The sequence below is a fragment of the Paenibacillus sp. NPDC056722 genome (assembly GCF_042790635.1).
GTDB classification, from domain to species: domain Bacteria; phylum Bacillota; class Bacilli; order Paenibacillales; family Paenibacillaceae; genus Paenibacillus_AQ; species Paenibacillus_AQ agri.
On the sequence record NZ_JBHTYV010000004.1, the window covers coordinates 62529 to 81653 of the forward strand.

Consider the following 19125-nt stretch of genomic DNA (forward strand, 5'->3'; position numbering starts at 1 on the left):
TTTATACAACAAGCGAGGAGCCGGGGAATCATGATCGAATTTAGAGAGATAGAAATTAAATACAACGATTTTATCGCAGTGAAGAACTTGAATTTGAACATTGCAGAAGGAGAATTCTTCACCATGCTTGGCCCTTCCGGCTGTGGCAAAACGACTACGTTACGAAGCCTCGTTGGATTTGTCAGCCCGACGCATGGATCCATTCATGTGAATGGCAAGGACATCACGCAATTACCTGTAGAGAAACGGGACATCAGTATGGTTTTTCAAAGTTACGCCCTGTTCCCGACTCTTAATGTATATGAGAACATCGCCTTCGGCCTGAAGGTCAAGAAAATGCCCAAAGAACAGATTGAGGCCGAAGTGGCAGAAATCGCCCAGAAAGTGGACCTGAGTCAAGCGCAATTACGCAAAAAAGTATCCGAGCTGTCAGGGGGCCAGCAGCAACGTGTAGCTATCGCCAGAGCGCTGGTGCTAAAGCCCAGCATTCTAGTATTGGACGAACCCCTCTCCAATCTCGATGCCAGCTTGCGGGTCCAACTGCGTAACGAGCTGAAAAGTCTGCAAAAGAAGTTCGGCATTACCACGATCTATGTAACCCATGACCAGGAGGAAGCCCTGACCTTATCGGACCGCATCGCCGTGTTCAATCACGGAGCCGTGGAGCAGGTCGGCACACCGTACGAAATTTACAGTCAGTCTGCGACCGAGTTTGTATGCAATTTTATCGGAGACATCAATACATTGGAACAATCTATCATCGAAAAGGTTAACGCAACATCAGGCAAGTCATTCGACCCGGCTAAAGCCGCCTATCTAAGAACTGAGAAAATCTACACCTCCCTGCCAGAGGCGAACGCCGAGGCGTTTACTACACTGACGGCACGCGTGATCGACGCTGAATATTACGGTTTATACACGAAATATACGTTTGAAATAGGTGGGGCCCTCCTGAAAAAGGTGGAGATTGAGGACGGACGAAGCCGCTGCATCATCGGAAATGAAATAGATATCTATATTCGCCCGGACGATATTTTGCAATATTAGGAGGCTTTCCCCATGACAATAGAGCGCATTAAAAGATACGTAACGCCGGGAAGACTCTCCCTACTTATTGCGGGTTTGTTCTTAACCTGGTTTATTATTGCTTTTCTGGTTTATCCCAATCTTAATCTGCTGAAGAGCGTGTTTTGGGCAAACGGAAGCTTCTCGATTGAACCTTTTCAAAAACTGCTACACTCCAAAAGAGCGCTGAAGGGCCTGCTAAATAGCTTTATTCTGGCCGTTTCGATGGTCATTACCGTGAATATCGTCGGTATCTTTCTAGTATTTGTAACCGACTATTTCGATATTAAAGGGTCCAAGCTGCTGCGGATCGGCTATTATACTACACTTGTATACAGCGGCATTGTGCTGGTGTCAGGCTACAAATTTCTGTACGGCGAGCAGGGCTTTATTACGAAATTTCTGCTCCTGCTCTTCCCTTCTTTTCCGGCGGACTGGTTCCACGGGTATTGGGCTGTACTGTTCGTCATGACCTTTGCTTGTACGTCCAATCACGTGTTGTTCTTATCGAATGCCATTCGCAAAATCGATTACCAAACTGTGGAGGCTGCACGTAATATGGGTGCGTCCCCCTTTTACATTTTAAGAAGAGTGGTATTGCCAGTGTTGCAGCCCTCTTTATTCGCGATTACGATCCTGCTGTTTCTGACCGGTCTTGGCGCCACCTCCGCGCCGCTGATTGTAGGGGGAACTGAATTTCAGACGATTACCCCGTTAATTCTGGCCTTTTCGAAAAGCCCAACCTCCCGGGACATGGCCTCCGTGCTGGCGATCATCTTGGGGGTTGCTACACTGATTCTGTTGACCTTTCTTCGTAAGGCGGAGAAAAAAGGGAACTTTATCTCGGTCTCAAAGGTGAAATCAGAAATCGTAAAGCAGAAAATAACGAATAAGACGCTGAACGCAGTGGTTCACGTCGTTGCCTACCTTCTATTTATAATCTATACCGTACCAATTCTATTGACAGTCATCTTTTCCTTTACGGATGCTTATAGCATCTCTACTTCCACCTTGTCCTGGGATCATTTTACGGTCAGCAACTATAAGCTGCTGTTTACCAACGCGGATGCGTATCAGCCGTATCTCATCAGTATTGTGTACGCTGCCGGGGCAGCTGTGATTGTCGTCACCTTGTCACTTCTTGTATCTCGCATTCTGCATAAGTACAGCAATCTCTTTACTACAGCGCTGGAGTACGCAATGCTAATCCCTTGGCTGCTACCTTCTACGCTAATTGCGCTAGGGTTGATCCTTACTTATGACGCGCCAAAATGGATTATGGCCAACCAGGTGCTGACCGGTTCGATGTGGATCTTAATGATCGCTTATATCATTGTGTTGATCCCGTTTACGTTGCGAATGCTCAAAGCTGCCTTCTTCAGCATTGATGCCTCCCTGGAGGATGCCGGCCGGAGTCTCGGGGCTAGTGCTTTCTATACGTTCAGAAGAGTCCTGCTCCCCATCGTTCTTCCTTCAACACTGGCGGTGCTTGCGCTCAACTTCAACAGTCAATTAGCAGACTATGATCTGACAGTCTTCCTGTACCACCCGCTGTTCAAACCGCTGGGCATCGCTATTCAAAATGCGACCAGCGGACAAACCTCTTCCGATACCCGGGCGCTCGGACTTGTGTATTCGGTCATGTTGATGGTGATCTCTTCTGTGGCACTCTATTTGGTCTATGGAAGAAAATCAAAGGCCTGAAGTTTTGGTGATGGTAAAAAATAAAGCCCCTGATGATTGTTATAATCATAGGGGCTTTGTATTGTGATTCATTTGGAAAGCTTGCTGATTAGCCTTACTTTTAATTTGGACCAAGTCCTTGTTCTTTTAGAAATTGAGTGACCACTGACTTTTTAGCCATGTCTCCAAGGGTTCCCGGGATGACATCAAATCCATGATGCGTAGATGGGAATTTTCTAAGTGTAATGTTAACGCCCATATCCTTTGCTTTCTGCACTACCTCGTAAGTTCCTTGTGCTGGAATAAAGTCATCGTTTTCTGCTGCAACTATAAGTGTAGGGGGTGCAGAAGGAGAGGCGTAGGTTAATGAGGAGATAGCTGACAGCCGTTCTGGATGCTCTTTAGGTGAACCACCGATATAATCTGCTGTAAAATCCTTCGGTCTTTGACCATTCCACCATTTTTGCCCGTAGTCATAAGTATAACCGGGGTTAACAACAGGATATCCCGCGATCACTGCCTTCGGCTTTGGAATTGTTATATCTTGCATAGCCTCGTTAGTTGCTGCCGCCCAACCGAGGTTGACAGCCAAATTACCGCCTGCTGAGTCTCCCATAACAATTAACCGATTATTGTCTCCGCCCCATTCTTCAGCATGTTTGGACACCCAAGTCAGACCATACGCAACATCAGCAGGCGCCTTATCCCATGTAGCATATTGATCTGAAGCTAATCGATAGTCTACACTTACCACTAGCCAACCTTGATCTGCATACCACCTCATGATGGAAGACAAATCTGATGCCTGGCCGCTTATCCAACCACCGCCGTGGATATACATGATAACCGGTGCTTTATTTGTGTGGATTGGGGGCTTATACACGAGTGCCTTCAGCTCTTTACCATCTGCTACCTGATAAGTTTGCGTGACATCAGGAAGTGCAGGTTTTGCCGAGAAGGGCCAAATCGTCGATAGCACATTTATCGAGCCGCCATTGTCATAGGTTGTCTTTATAAAATTTCCTACGATCCCGCTGGAGGACAATAAGGCCAATACGGACAAAACAACAGTTGCATTCGCCAACCAGCGTTTCACTTTTTTGCGCAACACTAAGGTAACGATAACCACAGCTAAACTAGCAACAACAAAGAGCGGACCCAATACGGACCAAGTCATGATTCCAATAGTTATTATTGAATTCCCTTTAGCGGGAACTAATAGCGTCAGGGCAGCAAACACTACCAAGATACTCACCAAACCCCCAATAACAAGGACAATTGAACGCAGTATGTTATTTAATAAAGAAGACACATGCTTTGTAGTCATAATAAAAGCCTCCACCTTAAATTTTTCATTTACCTAAGTATGGCCAGCATACTGAACAAATAATAAGATCCTATAGAATTTAAGATTACGAATAAACTTTAGATTAAACTCCTCGTTCCTGTAAACGCCGAACTTTGGTATACAGGAAATACCTGCGAGCAGCAATGCTTCCCAAGGGAAGAAACAGCAGCGCACTGCTCAGGATGTGGAACGTATAATGTACATCTAATGAACTTACGAGCTGACGTAGCAACAAAACCACGATCAAAAGAATGCTGCTTGCCCACGATCCTTTCGACATAATTTTGCCTGACTCCGGATGAATTCGAATCTCTTCCAAATAAGCACGCCATGCACCAATACCACAACCGATCACAAGGCATAGAATATATAGCAGCATACTATTCACGCTCAACGTTGTTTGGGCTATGCTGGTGAACACTACATACGCCAGGATGGCAGGTAAAAGCCATAAACGGGTAGTCTTGATCTCCTTTTCTTTCAGAGATATCATTAGAATAATTACAACTGTAATCAAAATATTCATCATGCTTGTTTCCTCACTTTCTCCATGTGTTCTTCGGTGTACATCTAGTTTATCCGAATTCGTCACGGTTTAAGTCCACCCATAGATGGATTGAATCATTCATTTACTTCGTGCTTCAATTAGAGGATATGGCGGTCATTCAAGACTACGATAATCCGCAAGAGGCGTGGAGCGGCTATAAGGAGCTGCACAAGCACCACCCGACTCGTGAGCTATATGTATTTCATACGTGCAGAAACGATGTTGAGGTCGTGGAGGAGTTTTTCTCAGGAGTGCGGCAACCGTTTTGAATCCTATGCACTAGCTGCTGATCTGATTGATTTTATGATAAGAGCTAAATACAAAGTGGATTTTGAATCCATAGATATAGTGCTTGAAAAATAGACCAAATGATTCCCTCCGTCAATGGACAGCAATCACTTGGTCTATTTTTATATACAGCGTCATCGCCTGAATAATACAATCTCGGCTCACTTGTAGTTCAGATAACAGCGAGCTGCGACTGATTACTCGCTGACGGATTGGTTGATGCTTGATATTATAAAACCCGCCTCCGGTTTCATCCAGGGCGGGTTACTTATTGTTATTTTATGAACGATGAAGTTCTGTCTCTTTCAGCCGTTCATTCCTGTAGGGAGATAATAGCGAAGGCCAATCGGTTTGAATAATGTCGACCTTTTTCTCAATTATTTTTCCCCAGCCCAGATCAGGGCTTTGAATAATCGACGTATCATCATCCAAGCCGCCGTATAGGAATGTGTAATCGTCCAGTGTAATGGCGTTGGCCCATACAAAGAGATTTTGCTCATGCAGTCTTTCTATAACGTCGTCCTGGAACAACGGGTCGCTGTCTGTCTTAACGATCAGTTCCATACCCACCAGATTAATATTGGTGTAAGACAACACGGTCTCGATCTCTTGAACAGAGTAAACAATCGGCATAAACATATACTTTTTCTCGTAATTATCGAAAAATTCCAGTGTTTCCTTGTTCACAGGTCCTTTTAAAATCAGTTGATTCATCATGTCATATTGGTTCAGAATCTCTACGAGCTCAGGCCAGAAATCCCAGGCGCGGTCGATGTTTATCAATGTGTCGCCTTTTAAGTGGGGCAGCACCTGTTCCAAACGATCCAGCTTAGTGTTCGTCCGACAAAACAGACTATTGTAGTAAGACAACCCGGCAATCCGGGAAGAATCCATCGTAGTGATGTTATCCGTCTCGTTCAGCAGCCGCGGCTCTCCTCCATCATGAAATAAATAGATCGCGCCATCCGTCGATTTGGCCAAATCGATTTCGATCATATCGCCGCCCTGCTGCAGTGCGACTTTAAATGCGGGGAGCGTATTTTCAATAATATTGCCGCCGAAGCTACCTCTATGTACGGCAATCAATACTCCCCGCTCATTAAATCGTTGATTAAGTAGCCCATTAATCTTGCTGAATATAGCTTTTCCAAACATCTAAATGTGCCTCCTGCTCCTGAGTGTACTGGATCAAATTCATCTTATCAAAATAATTGGAACGTGTCAATTTCGGATGATTTGGTCATACTAGAGACATCCCTTCATCTTTTTACAATTCTCTTATTGAACGTAAAAATTATTATAGTTATGATGAAGGAATATGGCTCAGCAGAAAATCAGAGCTTGGCTTACTACGTGCTAGGAGTCGCTACGGGTGCGAAGGGTTCTTCCGATCGCTGTTAAAGACCGGCTTCTCAATTGGAAGAACATTTTATCGGATGAAGTCGGTCTTTAAAGGCGAACGCTACGCTTCTCCAGAATCCCTTCGCCCCTCCACTCCACTTCGTCGTTTCGTCAGTATTGATTTTAATATGAGCCAAAAAAGTAGGAGGATTGTAAGATGGCTACAATCAAGGATATTGCAAAAGCAGCCGGCGTCTCGCATGGAACGGTGTCTAATGTATTGAACGGAAGAGGCAACGTCAGTGCCAAGAAGATTCGGCTGGTAGAAGAGGCTGCCCGGCAGCTTGGATATAAAATAAACTACAAGGCGCAGTCCCTGCGTTCTGGCGTAACTAAATCGATCTCTATCATCATTCCGAGCATTGAATCGGAGGAGTATGCCCAGCTGTACAAGGGTCTTGATAAGACACTCACCGAATGGGGCTACCGCACCCATCTCTACATAACCTACGATCTGCAGCTGAACGAACAAAACATACTGAAGGAAATTGCCGAAGAACGCGTTACCGGAATTATCACCATCTCTTGCCTGGACGATGCCTCTATCTATTACAATGAACTCAATATTCCGAAAGAGAACATCCTATTTGTGAATCGGAAAATCAAGAACAGCAAAGCATTTGCTGCTTTTAACTTCGTGCAGGCGGGGAAAGATGTTTCAAGCTATCTAGCGGAGAAACGGTATCAGTCGATCGGGATTTTCGTGGATGAGCAGAAGTATTCAAGCGAGCAGCAGTTCGCGGAGACTATCGCGGGGGAAATGAAGCAAGCTTCGGTTAAAATGATCGCCTCTCCCCTGGGGCAGTCTTACAGCAGAGCCTTTGAATTTTGGGAAAATGGGACGCCAGACATTATTGTGACTTCCAGCCTGAGCCGGGCCCAGCTTCTCAAAAACGCTCATTATTACGGTTCCGATGATCAGCAGCCGCCGATCCTATGCCTTGCGCCAACCGAAGCAGCTTTTGACGACCAGTTCATCAAATATCAGCAAAATTATCAGCTGTTCGGGCATCATATCGCCGAGTCTTTAATGAAACAAGTGAATGGACAGGAGAAAATTGCGAAGAATACGATTTTTGCGAACAGCGGTCTAGAGCCAGTACATGCGCCGACAGTTAACAATCCAAGTGAGACAAACCTGACGATGCTAACGATTCCTAGTCCGACTACAGATGCGCTGAAGAAGTTGCTCCCTCATTTCACCAAGAAAACAGGCATCCATGTATCGCTGGCGATCCATACCTATGAGGAAATTTATCAGGTTCTCTCGGAGGCTTCAGGCAATCCAGGTTATGACATTGTCCGGATGGATATGGCATGGCTGTCCTGGTTCGGTAAGACGTCCTTTCATCCGCTTCAGGGTCTGGACGGGGAGTTCGATAAGATTATTCATGCCCTCCCGCTTCATATCAAAGACAATTATATGAATGTCGAAGGGGTTGCATATACGTTTCCTTTTGACCCCAGCGTTCAGATGCTCTTTTACCGAAAAGATTTATTTGAAGACCAGATGATCAAGCGGATGTACTTTGAGAAATATAAAGAGCAGTTGACGGAGCCCGCAGACTACGAAGCGTACACCAAACTGGTGACCTTCTTCACTCAGTCCTGCTTCAGTCAGTCTCCGACACCATATGGTACAAGCGTAACGCTGGGCAGACCGGAAATTATCGCGCTTGAGTTCTTAACCCGTTATTACGCAGAGGGCGGACGATTAATAACCGGTAATGGGATGACGTTGGACTTGCCAAAGGCTACACAAGCGCTGCACAACTTTATAGAAACGTTAAACGTAGCTCAGAAATTAGATGAATCCTGGTGGGGAGAGTCGGTCAATAGTTTTGCCAGAGGAGAAACGGCGATGGTTATCGGCTTTATGAACCATGTCTCGCGGATTGCGCACAGTGATGTCGGCTCGTTTATCGGCTCAGCACCTGTTCCGGGAAATGCACCACTGCTTGGTGGTGGAGTGATCGGGATTTCGAAAAGCAGCAATAAGATTGAGGCGGCCATTCAGTTCATGAAATGGGTGAATCAAACTGAAATTGCGGAGCAGATCAGCTTACTTGGGGGAACGACTGGCAAAACGGAGATCAACGACAATTATACCATCCGCACGCTGTACCCTTGGCTTCAGGATGCGAGCAAATGGAGCGCTCAGGGGATCAGAGAAACCAAAACACTGAACGGCACGGGAATCAACACTAAGAAGCTCGAACTGGTAATCGGGTTATCCCTTGAAAAAATGCTGAACGGTGTACTGAGTGTCGAGCAAACGATTGAAGAGATGAATCATCAGCTTGCTGGTTTTTCGCAAAATAAAGAAAATGTCCACAGCGATTAAAACGGCTGTACAACAGGTATCAGTTACGATACGTAAAATTGAAAAAAGTGCGGAGCATGAGGACCCATTCCTCTACTCCGCACTTTTCTAATTTCAATATTGTAATGCAAATCTCGTTGTGGTTATGATTCGTCTGTCATGCAGACTTACTCTTCCGCCTTCTCTTCCTCGTCGATCATACCTGCAAACAGGGCATGAACGAACTGTTGGGAGTCGAATGGCTGAAGATCCTCCATTTTCTCACCCAGTCCAACGAGCTTCACCGGAAGGTTCATCTCCTGGCGGATCGCAACAACGATACCACCTTTGGCTGTTCCGTCCAGCTTGGTCAGGACCAGACCCGTTACACCGCTCTTCTCACCAAAGAGCTTGGCCTGGGTCAAAGCGTTTTGTCCAGTGGTCGCATCCAGCACCATTAGCACTTCATGCGGTGCACTTGGGATCTCACGCTGAATGACGCGGAAGATTTTGTTCAGCTCTTCCATCAGGTTGCTCTTGTTCTGCAGTCGGCCAGCGGTATCGCAGATCAGAATATCCACATTACGCTGCTTGGCTGCCTGCACGGCATCGTACATTACTGCCGCTGGGTCAGAGCCCGGGTTCTGCTTAATAACGTCTACACCCGCACGTTGGCCCCAAACTTCCAACTGCTCAATCGCTCCTGCACGGAAGGTGTCGCCTGCTGCAAGCAGAACCTTTTTGCCCTCCTGCTTATAGCGGTGAGCCAGCTTCCCGATCGTCGTAGTTTTACCAACACCGTTAACGCCAACGAAGAGAATGACGGTGATACCGTCAGGGTTCTCTTTCAGGCTGTTGTCATCGTCGCCGCGCAGCAGATCCATCAGCTTGCCTGACAGAATCGGCCGCAGCTCTGCAGCATCTTCGATCCGTTGCTTCTTGACCTCAGCACGCAGCTCCTCTACCAGTGTCATTACCGTATTGACGCCGACGTCCGCACCGATCAGGATTTCTTCGAGTTCTTCGTAGAACTCCTCATCAATTTTTTTACGGCGGGTAATCAGGTCTGCTACCTTCTCGACGAACCCTTGGCGGGTCTTCTCCAGACCGTCACGGAATTGTTTGGTTACACTCTCCGTTTTGTTGGCGATGCTTTCTTTTAATTTTCTGAAAAAGCTCATTGTCTTCCCCCACTCCACTCATATTGCAAAGCTTGTTCATCATTTTCTCTGTCGTGTCCGGCTACATCTAATCGCGCTCAACCGCAACTATCCTGCATCAAGCAATCTCGGCTTCCTCATCCTCCAGCTTCACTGACACCAGCTTGGATACGCCGCCTTCTTCCATCGTGACCCCGTATAGCACATCCGCTTCCTCCATCGTCCCTTTCCGGTGGGTAACGACAATGAACTGCGTCTGCTCAGAGAACTCACGCAAATACTGGGCGAAACGCACCACATTGGCTTCATCCAGTGCGGCTTCGACCTCATCCAGTACACAGAACGGTACCGGCTTGACCTGCAGGATAGCGAAGAGCAGTGCCATCGCTGTAAGTGCGCGCTCGCCACCAGAGAGCAGCTGCAAGTTCTGCAGCTTCTTCCCTGGCGGTTGCGCGACAATGTCGATTCCCGTATCCAGCATATGATCCGGGTCCAGCAGCTGCAGATCGGCTCGGCCCCCGCCAAACAGCTTCGTGAACACAGTCCCGAACTCCTTGCGGATGGCATCAAAAGTCTGCTTGAAGCGCTTTGACATTTCATCTTCCATCTCACGGATCACATGATACAAGGTTGTCTTGGCTTCCACAAGGTCATCCTTCTGGCCACTCAGGAACGTGAAGCGTTCATGGACGCGCTGATATTCCTCAATAGCGCCCAGATTGACTTCGCCGAGTGTAGAAATGCTGCGCTTCAGACGTTGTACTTCCATCTGCGTAGCAGGGACATCTTCTGGAACCGGATAGCGTTGCTTCGCCAGTTCATAGCTCAGCTCGTAGTCGTCACTCAGCTTGCGCAGAATGTTGTCCAGTTCCACATCGAGTCTACCGACAGCGACTTCCGTAGAGCGCAGCTTGTCATCCACGACCTTCAGTGCCTGCCGCTGGTCCTTGGTCTCGCCTTCTTCCAGCTCCAGCTTGCGGGTTAACGCAGATCGCTCAGCACGTGAGAAATCCAGTTTACTGGCCGTTTCTTCCTTCTTGATCCGGTAGCTGTTCATATCTTCCTTCTGCTTGACGGCTTTAAGCTCATTGTCGGCAAGATCCTGTTCAATCGTATTCAGCAAATTCCGATTCTGACGCAGTTCTTTATCCTGTGAGCCGACATCCTGTCTCATCCGGCGAAGCTGTTCCTCTAGAGAGAAAATCTCCTGATCAAGCTTTCCTTCAGCGACCTTCATACTTGTCAGCTTGCTCTGCAGCTCTTCCTTGGCGGATTCGTTCGCTTTGCGGGCAGATTCTGCACTACGGATGGCCTCATGGGCCTCCTTCTCTTCCTTCTCCAGCCGCTCCAGCTCAGCCGTAGCCTGCTTGCGCGACTCTTCCAGGTTACGGGCTTCAGTCTCAAAGCTGCTGCGCTGTACACTGGCACTTTCGACCTGCTCCAGCACATGACGCAGCTCTTGCTCGAGCTGCTTCAGATCACCAGTCACGCGCTGTTCTTCCAGCCGCTTCTCGTCTCCGCTATGACGCAGCTCCTCCAGCTTCACGCTGGCCTTCTCCTGCTCCTCACGAAGTCGATCAATGCCCTGCTTCAGCTTGGCAATTTGCCGTTCCGTCTCTTCTATCTCACCGCTCAGCTGATCCAGCTGGCGTTTGCGGCTTAGCAGGCTGTTGTTCTTCTTGTGCTGGCTACCGCCAGTCATCGAACCGCCGGCATTGACAACATCGCCTTCAAGGGTCACGACCCTGTAACGATACTGGCATTTCGCCGCAATCCGGTTCGCTTGCTCCAGACTCTCAGCAATGACTACATTACCAAGCAGACTGCCTACGATGTTGGCATATTTGTCGTCGAAGCCGACAAGCTCCGAACCGATCCCAACAAAGCCTTCTGCGCCTTCCACCAGACTACGGTCACTGCCCGTAATCTGCCGTGGGCGAATGACGTCGAGTGGCAGGAATGTTGCCCGTCCAAGCTGGCGCTGCTTTAGAAAAGCAATCGCCTGCCGGGAGACTGCTTCATTCTCCATCACGACATGTTGTAGAGACGCCCCCATAGCCGTCTCCACTGCCAGTTCCAGGTTCTCGGGAACCGAGATCAGCTCAGCAACGGCACCGTGTACCCCGCTCAACTGGCCTTTACGTGCGCCTTTGAGCACTTCTTTAACCCCAAGCATGAAGCCATCGAAGTCATCCTGCATTTCCTTCATGGTCTCATGGCGGGAAACCTGCGCTTCCCGCTTCTGCTCCCATTTGCGCAAGCCCGCTCCAGTCTCCTCGATCAGCTTCTGCCGCTTGCTGAGCTGCTCGCTCTCGGAAATGTAGGCATTGCGCAGCTCGCCAAGCTCCTTGCCGAGAGAAGCAATCTTATCCTTCAGCCCCTTCTGGGCAGAAATCAGCTCTTCATGGCGAACATTCCACTTGTCGCCTTCTTCCTCGCTGCGACTCATCCGCCGTTCCAGGTTCTCCTTCTGCTGATCCGCATAACGGATTTCGTTGCGGGCCTGGGCCATAAGGTTCATCAGCTCCAGCAAGGCGCTTTTGAGCTTCTCTTCCTTACTTTGGCTGATACCGTCCGCAACGCCTTCCAGCTTCGCTTCTTCATCACTCAGTTGGCCCCGCAGCTCAGCCAGCGCCAGCCTGGACTGCTCCAGCTTCTGCTCCAGAGCAGCCAGCTCACGCTGACGGTCCGCTGAACGCTCACCTACAGAACCCAGCGTAAGCAGCAACTGTTCACGGTTGCTCTCCAGGTTCCGGTGACGTTCCTTGAGCACCTCACCCAAGCCTTCACTTTTCTCATAGGCTTCACTGTAGCGCAGTAACTGACCCTGCTGCTCCTCAACCTGTTCCTCAAGCGCACGCAGGGCGGATCGCCCGCTCTCCAGTTTCGCGTCATGGGCGGAGACTACCGTCGCCAGCTCCAATTGCTCGTTACGTAGCGTTTCAAGCTTAGCATTGCCTTCCTGCCAGGACGTATGAATGCCTTCAATCTGATGCACATAGACCGAGATTTCCAGCTGTTTCAACTGTTCACGCAGTTCCTTATAGCGGATCGCCTTCTCGGATTGCTCCTTCAGCGGACCCACCTGATCCTCCAGCTCACTAAGCAAGTCGTGGATACGGAGCAAGTTCTGCTCGGTCTCATCCAGCTTGCGGCCAGCATCCTTCTTGCGTGATTTGTATTTGACAATACCTGAGGCTTCTTCGAAAATTCCCCGCCGGTCCTCAGAACGGGTACTGAGAATCTCCTCAATACGGCCTTGTCCAATAATAGAGTAGGCTTCCCGTCCGATCCCTGTGTCCATGAACAATTCCGTGATGTCCTTCAGGCGGCAGGACTGCTTATTGATCAAATATTCACTTTCTCCGCTGCGGTGAACACGCCGGGTCACTGTGACCTCGCTGAAATCAAGCGGCAGCGTATGGTCTTCATTGTCCAGCGTCAGCGAGACTTCACCGTAATTCACCGCTTTGCGCGCATCGCTTCCGGCAAAAATGATATCCTCCATCTTGCCGCCGCGCAGCGATTTGGCGCTTTGTTCACCAAGCACCCAGCGGATGCCGTCAGAAATGTTACTTTTGCCGCTACCGTTAGGCCCAACTACAGCCGTAATCCCTCGTACAAACTCCATTTCTGTCTTATCGGCAAAAGATTTAAAACCCGCTAATTCAATCCGTTTCAAAAACATGACTCGCCAATCACCTCTGACCCATTATACCATAGCGTTCAGCACCCTAAAACAACCTCGCCCTGCAAGAATCCCCTTGCATGACAAGGCTTTATAACTTCTGACCGAACTCAGACATTACCTAAACTTCAATTCTCACAAGTAGAAACGGCTTTTGCCGTCCTCTAAGGGACGGCATCCGTTTCAGCGAGAAATATAAGGATGATTTATAGCGTAGAACATATAAATTCTTATATTTTCAAAAAAGAGCAGCAACGGTCTGACCTCCGCCTCTACGCCGGCATTCAGACCATTGCTGCTCTCTCTCATCGGCTGCCCCTTTACAGGACAGCGGGTGCGTTATCAGGCACCATCTTCCTTGAGACGCAACAGCGCCGCTGCTGCTGCTTGCTGCTCCGCTTCTTTCTTGGAGCGTCCGCTTCCCCGGCCAAGTGAACGGCTGGCCATGTATACCTCAGAGACAAATTCGCGCTCATGCGCGGGTCCCCGTTCTTCAATGATCCGATACTCCAGCGTACCCATGTTGTGATGCTGAATCAGTTCCTGCAGTTCCGTCTTGAAATCGCTAATCTGCATTTGAAGCTTGCCGTCCGTTTCCACAAGGGGAAATACATGGTTATCCAGGAAGGAGCGTGCTGCCTCCAACCCCTGATCCAGGTAAAGCGCTCCCACGAATGATTCGAACACATCTGCAAGCAGGGCAGGGCGAGTACGTCCGCCCGTAAGTTCTTCCCCTTTTCCCAGGAGCACATACCGTCCAAAGCCCAGTTTCTCGGCGAACTTCACTAGCGATGGCTCGCATACAATTGCGGCCCGCAGCTTGGTCAGCTCTCCTTCTGGCCTGTCCGGCAGCAGATTATACAGATACTCGGAGACTGTCAGCTCCAGGACAGCGTCGCCTAGAAACTCCAGACGTTCATTGTCCTGATGCTGATTAAATCGGTGTTCATTCACGTATGACGCATGGGTAAAGGCCTGCTTCAGAAGCACAGAATCGTGAAATTGGATTTGAAGTTGATGCTGTAACTGCTTCAGGTCTCCTTTCACCGCACTGTCCCCTTACTAGTTGAATTTTTTCAAAATAACGGTTGCGTTATGTCCACCGAATCCAAATGAATTCGACATTACAATGTTCAAATCTGCTTTACGCGGAACATTCGGTACATAATCAAGATCGCATTCCGGGTCTTGATTGTCGAGGTTGATGGTTGGTGCAATCATACCGTTCTGCAGGGAAAGCCCACAGATGATTGCTTCCACTCCGCCGGCCGCGCCAAGCAGGTGACCTGTCATCGACTTGGTGGAGCTGATCGCTACCTTGTAAGCATGATCTCCAAGTGCCTTCTTGACAGCTTCAGTCTCGGACTTGTCCCCTACAGGAGTCGATGTACCATGAGCATTGATGTAATCAATGTCCTCTGGCTTAATCCCCGCATCACGGATAGCCATCTTCATGCAGCGTGCCGCTCCGTCCGGATCTGGCTCTGTCATGTGATGTGCGTCACCACTGAGGCCGTAACCAATAACTTCCGCGTAAATCTTCGCACCACGCTTTTGTGCATGCTCCAGCGATTCAAGAATCAGGATTCCTGCGCCCTCTCCCATGACAAAACCGTCACGGTCAGTGTCAAACGGACGGCTTGCCTTCTCCGGCTCGTCGTTGCGCGTAGACATCGCTCTCATTGCACAGAAACCGGCCATGCCTGTCGGGCGAATCGTCGCTTCTGCACCGCCACAAATCATAGCATCCGCATCCCCACGTTGGATAAGCCGCAGAGATTCCCCAATAGAATGACTACCCGTTGCACAAGCAGTTACTGTTGTTGTGTTCGGGCCTTTCGCGCCAAGGTTGATAGATACTTGTCCAGATCCCATGTTGGCGATCATCATCGGAATGAAGAACGGGCTGACACGTTTAGGTCCCTTCTCAAGCAGAAGGTTATGCTGATCTTCCCATGTTCCAAGTCCGCCAATCCCTGAACCGACAGCTACACCAATACGCTCAGCGTCAATGTCATCGCCAATCTTCAGGCCGCTATCCTTCAGTGCTTCCTCGCCAGCTGCTACCGCAAACTGTACAAAACGGTCCATCTTGCGGGCTTCTTTACGACCAAAGCGCTCTTCCGGATCGAAATCCTTGATAGAAGCTGCAATTCTCGTCGGGTATTCACTAACGTCAAATGCTTCAACTAAGGAAACCCCGGATTTACCATTCATCAGACTGTCCCAGAACGTATTCAGATCCTTGCCCAATGACGTCACTACGCCCATTCCGGTAATAACCACTCTATGACTCAAACGCAATCACCTCATCTGTTAACTGTAAGATCAAACCTATATAAACTGCAATTTCCGCAGCAGTACAAGCCATCTGCGGTTCAGTAATTATCCCCATAAGCGGCGCTCTATAAGCACCTGCAAAGCCCATTACGATGCAAAAATGAGGAGAAGTCCCGCCTTAGCAGGATCGGGACTCTCAATCATATGACTCTAGGTATGAGATTGTATGTACTTCACAACTTCACCCACGGTCGTAATCTTCTCTGCATCTTCATCAGAGATTTCCATATCGAATTCATCTTCCAATTCCATAACCAATTCTACTACATCAAGAGAATCAGCACCTAAATCATCTTTGAAAGACGCTTCTAATGTTACCTCAGCTTCATCGGCACCTAAGCGGTCGATGACAATGCGCTTTACACGCTCCAATACATCGGACATCCGGTTCACCTCCTCTTTTGGTATTATACGAGATATGAAGTCAAAATGCCATAGACGGATATAAACGCTTTCCGGCTTCCTCAAATCCCTTGTCCAGCAAGGCTTTGGACCCATTTCGGGGCTTACATGTACATACCGCCATCCACGTGAAGTGTCTGGCCTGTCATGTAAGCAGCCCCTTCGGAAGCCAGGAACACTGTCGCATTAGCGATGTCTTCCGGCCGTCCCAGGCGAGCCAGTGGAATACCTTCCACCAGTCCGCTGCGGACTTCATCGGACAGCTCACGGGTCATATCGGTATCAATGAAGCCAGGTGCGATACAGTTCACGGTAATTCCCCGTGAGGATAGTTCACGCGCCGCAGACTTCGTCAGGCCGATAATGCCTGCTTTGGCTGCCGAGTAGTTGCTTTGGCCAGGATTCCCTGTTACACCCACGACTGAGGAGATGTTAATGATCCGTCCGTAACGTTGTTTCATCATCGGACGCGTAGCTGCCTTCAGACAGTTGAACACGCCTTTGAGATTCGTTTCGATGACCTGATCGAACTCTTCCTCTTTCATACGCATAATCAGATTATCCCGGGTAATGCCAGCGTTATTGACAAGAATGTCAATCCGCCCCCAAGTGTCCAGCACCTCTTTCACGAGCTGGTCTGCCTGCTGAGCATTGCCGACATTGCCCCGGAGGGCAATGCCCTCTGAGCCCAGCTCGACAATCCGCGCCACAGTCTCCTGTGCCGCTTCTTCACTGCCGGCGAAGTTTACGGCCACCTTCACGCCTTGCTCCGCCAGCGCCAGCGCGATACTGCGGCCAATGCCGCGCGAAGCGCCGGTAACGAGGGCTGTCTGGCCCCGTAATGCTGAGAACATAGTTTTATCCCCTTTCATTCGATATGCTTCCTGCTATTATCACACCTGATCAGCCATTTGCTTACCAGGATGTTTGCGCACTCTCCAGGCTATTGATGTTGACGAGCTTAACGCTCTTGTCAATTTTACGGATCAAACCTGTTAGTACGCTGCCGGAACCAATCTCTACAAAAGTGTCTACACCTTCGCTAATCATCCACTCTACACTATCATGCCACAACACAGGCGAATACACCTGACGAATCAGCAATTCACGAATTTCTTCAGGATCACTCACCGGTGCTGCTGTGACGTTGACAACGACAGGGACGGATGGAGCATTGAAAGTAATGTTCTTCAATTCAGCAGCCAGACGATCCGCTGCTTCCTTCATTAAAGAAGAGTGGAACGGTCCGCTGACTTCAAGTGGAATAGCCCGCTTGCCACCGGCTTCCTTGACGCGTTGTACAACACTCTCTACGCCAGCCTGGGAGCCAGATACGACGATCTGTCCCGGGCAATTCACGTTCGCCAGTTCCACCAGACCACTTTCTTCGGAAATGCTGCGGCACAGCTCTGCCAGTGCATCACGCTCTGCGCCAAGCACCGCGGCCATAGCCCCTACAGCCTCTTCCATGAAGCGGCCACGCAGACGCACAAGTCTAACTGCATCTTCGTAGGACAGAACACCTGCCGCTACAAGCGCGCTGTATTCGCCAAGACTGTGACCAGCCACATAATCCGGCTTCACGCCAAGACCGTGCAGTGCTTCAAGATACGCCACACTTGCTGTCAGCAGCGCAGGTTGAGTGTTAACCGTCTGCTTCAAATCACTGTCCGGGCCTTCGAATACCAGCTGACTCAGTGGAAACCCAAGTACTTCGTCTCCCTTGTCGAATACTGCGCGACTGACCGGGAGCGCATCATATACATCTTTACCCATGCCAACTGCCTGCGCACCTTGCCCGGGAAAGACAAATGCAATTTTACCCATAATGTTGATCCCCTTCCCGTAAAAGGTAGCTGCCAAACTACCAGCGATCTACCTTTATCTTCTTCAGTTCAACGTTATATTACCATACCAGAACGGATGCACCCCATGTGAGGCCTCCACCGAAGCCGACCATAAGCACTTTGTCGCCTTCCTTCATCCGGCCTTCTTCCGCCGCTTCAACCAGTGCCAGCGGAATAGACGCTGCCGAGGTATTGGCATATCTATCTACGTTAATTACACATTTCTCTGGCGGCAAATCCAACCGCTGCATCGCTGACTGAATGATACGGATATTCGCCTGATGTGGTACGAACAGATCCACATCTTCTTTAGCCAAACCAGCTTTAGTAAGCACACGTTCCGTAGCTGTCCCCATGATGCGGACTGCGAACTTGAACACTTCACGCCCGTTCATATAGATGAAGTGCTTCTTGTCTTCTACAGTGCTTTGTGAGGCTGGGAGACGGGATCCGCCCGCTTCTTGCTTGAGCAGATCGCCGCCGGAACCTTCGGCACCGAGATCAAAGGACTGGAAGCCACGGCCTTCAGGCACTTCACCGATAATTACCGCACCCGCACCATCACCGAACAGCACGCAAGTATTACGGTCAGTATAATCTGTAATGCGAGAAAGCGTGTCGGCGCCGATAATCAGTGCGTTATTGTACATTCCGTTCTGAATAAAGCCCACAGCAGTTGCCAAACTGTATACGAATCCTGAACAGGCGGCGGACAAATCGAAGGCCGCAGCGCCTTTCGCTCCAAGCTTATCCTGCAGGATGCAGGCTGTGGAAGGAAATGCACTATCAGGAGTAATCGTTGCTACGATAATCAGATCCAGATCTTCAGCCTTCATTCCAGCGGATTCCAGCGCTTTCAGCGAAGCTTCATACGCCAGATCGGAGGTTGCTTCATGTGGAGCTGCAATATGGCGTTCCCGAATCCCTGTCCGGCTCACAATCCATTCATCATTGGTGTCCACGATTTTTTCCAGATCACTGTTGGTCAGGATCTTCTCAGGCACATACTTTCCTGTCCCGATAATCCCAACCGGCCGCAAATTCTTCATATTGT

15 protein-coding genes are annotated in these 19125 nt (G+C 49.2%); 4 read left to right on the plus strand and 11 right to left on the minus strand.

The genetic code is table 11. The features are described from left to right. Window positions 1-30 precede the first annotated feature (30 nt). Both ACFRAM_RS11665 and ACFRAM_RS11670 read left to right on the plus strand, forming a co-directional pair. Entirely contained in the window at window positions 31-1047 is a 1017-nt protein-coding gene (locus ACFRAM_RS11665) for an ABC transporter ATP-binding protein (protein ID WP_379465997.1), read from the plus strand. Between the two features lie 12 nt (window positions 1048-1059). Then, window positions 1060-2769 (plus strand): ABC transporter permease, encoded by a 1710-nt coding sequence (locus ACFRAM_RS11670; RefSeq protein WP_379465998.1) that lies wholly within the window; start codon window positions 1060-1062, stop codon window positions 2767-2769. 100 nt (window positions 2770-2869) lie between these two features. On the opposite strand, the gene ACFRAM_RS11675 is transcribed toward ACFRAM_RS11670, so the two are convergent. Next, a complete protein-coding gene (locus tag ACFRAM_RS11675) occupies window positions 2870-4075 on the minus strand; it encodes an alpha/beta hydrolase (RefSeq protein ID WP_379465999.1) in 1206 nt (401 codons plus the stop codon). A 103-nt stretch (window positions 4076-4178) separates the two neighbouring features. Further along, the gene (locus tag ACFRAM_RS11680; RefSeq protein ID WP_379466000.1) at window positions 4179-4625 is read right to left on the minus strand and encodes a CcdC protein domain-containing protein; all 447 of its coding nucleotides are present in this window, start codon (window positions 4623-4625) and stop codon (window positions 4179-4181) included. Between the two features lie 125 nt (window positions 4626-4750). Between ACFRAM_RS11680 and ACFRAM_RS11685 the strand changes: the two genes are divergently transcribed. After that, entirely contained in the window at window positions 4751-4912 is a 162-nt protein-coding gene (locus ACFRAM_RS11685) for a hypothetical protein (protein ID WP_379466001.1), read from the plus strand. Between the two features lie 298 nt (window positions 4913-5210). On the opposite strand, the gene ACFRAM_RS11690 is transcribed toward ACFRAM_RS11685, so the two are convergent. Beyond that, a complete protein-coding gene (locus tag ACFRAM_RS11690) occupies window positions 5211-6086 on the minus strand; it encodes a glycerophosphodiester phosphodiesterase family protein (RefSeq protein ID WP_379466002.1) in 876 nt (291 codons plus the stop codon). Window positions 6087-6489: 403 nt separating this feature from the next. Here ACFRAM_RS11690 and ACFRAM_RS11695 point away from each other — a divergent pair, with 403 nt between their 5' ends. Then, window positions 6490-8676, plus strand: coding sequence for an extracellular solute-binding protein (locus ACFRAM_RS11695; RefSeq protein WP_379466003.1), 2187 nt, complete (start codon window positions 6490-6492; stop codon window positions 8674-8676). A 146-nt stretch (window positions 8677-8822) separates the two neighbouring features. Here the strand turns inward: ACFRAM_RS11695 and ftsY are convergent, their stop codons facing one another. From ftsY to ACFRAM_RS11735, 8 genes are all read right to left on the minus strand, one after another. Then, window positions 8823-9815 carry a signal recognition particle-docking protein FtsY gene (ftsY, locus tag ACFRAM_RS11700; RefSeq protein WP_379466004.1) on the minus strand — a complete coding sequence of 331 codons (993 nt, stop codon included), beginning with the start codon at window positions 9813-9815 and terminating at the stop codon, window positions 8823-8825. A 97-nt stretch (window positions 9816-9912) separates the two neighbouring features. Then, window positions 9913-13482, minus strand: coding sequence for a chromosome segregation protein SMC (gene smc / locus ACFRAM_RS11705; RefSeq protein ID WP_379466005.1), 3570 nt, complete (start codon window positions 13480-13482; stop codon window positions 9913-9915). Between the two features lie 342 nt (window positions 13483-13824). Next, window positions 13825-14529 (minus strand): ribonuclease III, encoded by a 705-nt coding sequence (gene rnc, locus ACFRAM_RS11710; protein WP_175374788.1) that lies wholly within the window; start codon window positions 14527-14529, stop codon window positions 13825-13827. 15 nt (window positions 14530-14544) lie between these two features. Beyond that, complete coding sequence (fabF, locus tag ACFRAM_RS11715; RefSeq protein WP_175374787.1) at window positions 14545-15780, minus strand: beta-ketoacyl-ACP synthase II; 1236 nt, start codon at window positions 15778-15780, stop codon at window positions 14545-14547. A gap of 192 nt (window positions 15781-15972) precedes the next feature. Continuing rightward, window positions 15973-16206, minus strand: coding sequence for an acyl carrier protein (locus ACFRAM_RS11720; protein ID WP_019911228.1), 234 nt, complete (start codon window positions 16204-16206; stop codon window positions 15973-15975). 122 nt (window positions 16207-16328) lie between these two features. Beyond that, entirely contained in the window at window positions 16329-17078 is a 750-nt protein-coding gene (gene fabG / locus ACFRAM_RS11725; RefSeq protein ID WP_066372800.1) for a 3-oxoacyl-[acyl-carrier-protein] reductase, read from the minus strand. A gap of 61 nt (window positions 17079-17139) precedes the next feature. Further along, a complete protein-coding gene (gene fabD, locus ACFRAM_RS11730; RefSeq protein WP_379466006.1) occupies window positions 17140-18051 on the minus strand; it encodes an ACP S-malonyltransferase in 912 nt (303 codons plus the stop codon). Between the two features lie 79 nt (window positions 18052-18130). Then, window positions 18131-19120 carry a beta-ketoacyl-ACP synthase III gene (locus ACFRAM_RS11735; RefSeq protein WP_175374785.1) on the minus strand — a complete coding sequence of 330 codons (990 nt, stop codon included), beginning with the start codon at window positions 19118-19120 and terminating at the stop codon, window positions 18131-18133. Window positions 19121-19125 lie beyond the last annotated feature (5 nt).

Coding starts and splice junctions, on each gene's coding strand:
- fabG (WP_066372800.1), bottom strand. CDS start 17,078: ATGTTCTCAGCATTACGGGGCCAGACAGCCCTCGTTACCGGCGCTTCG.
- ACFRAM_RS11675 (WP_379465999.1), bottom strand. CDS start 4,075: ATGACTACAAAGCATGTGTCTTCTTTATTAAATAACATACTGCGTTCA.
- fabD (WP_379466006.1), bottom strand. CDS start 18,051: ATGGGTAAAATTGCATTTGTCTTTCCCGGGCAAGGTGCGCAGGCAGTT.
- ACFRAM_RS11720 (WP_019911228.1), bottom strand. CDS start 16,206: ATGTCCGATGTATTGGAGCGTGTAAAGCGCATTGTCATCGACCGCTTA.
- smc (WP_379466005.1), bottom strand. CDS start 13,482: ATGTTTTTGAAACGGATTGAATTAGCGGGTTTTAAATCTTTTGCCGAT.
- ACFRAM_RS11665 (WP_379465997.1), top strand. CDS start 31: ATGATCGAATTTAGAGAGATAGAAATTAAATACAACGATTTTATCGCA.
- ACFRAM_RS11680 (WP_379466000.1), bottom strand. CDS start 4,625: ATGATGAATATTTTGATTACAGTTGTAATTATTCTAATGATATCTCTG.
- ACFRAM_RS11695 (WP_379466003.1), top strand. CDS start 6,490: ATGGCTACAATCAAGGATATTGCAAAAGCAGCCGGCGTCTCGCATGGA.
- ACFRAM_RS11735 (WP_175374785.1), bottom strand. CDS start 19,120: ATGAAGAATTTGCGGCCGGTTGGGATTATCGGGACAGGAAAGTATGTG.
- ftsY (WP_379466004.1), bottom strand. CDS start 9,815: ATGAGCTTTTTCAGAAAATTAAAAGAAAGCATCGCCAACAAAACGGAG.
- ACFRAM_RS11690 (WP_379466002.1), bottom strand. CDS start 6,086: ATGTTTGGAAAAGCTATATTCAGCAAGATTAATGGGCTACTTAATCAA.
- ACFRAM_RS11685 (WP_379466001.1), top strand. CDS start 4,751: ATGGCGGTCATTCAAGACTACGATAATCCGCAAGAGGCGTGGAGCGGC.
- ACFRAM_RS11670 (WP_379465998.1), top strand. CDS start 1,060: ATGACAATAGAGCGCATTAAAAGATACGTAACGCCGGGAAGACTCTCC.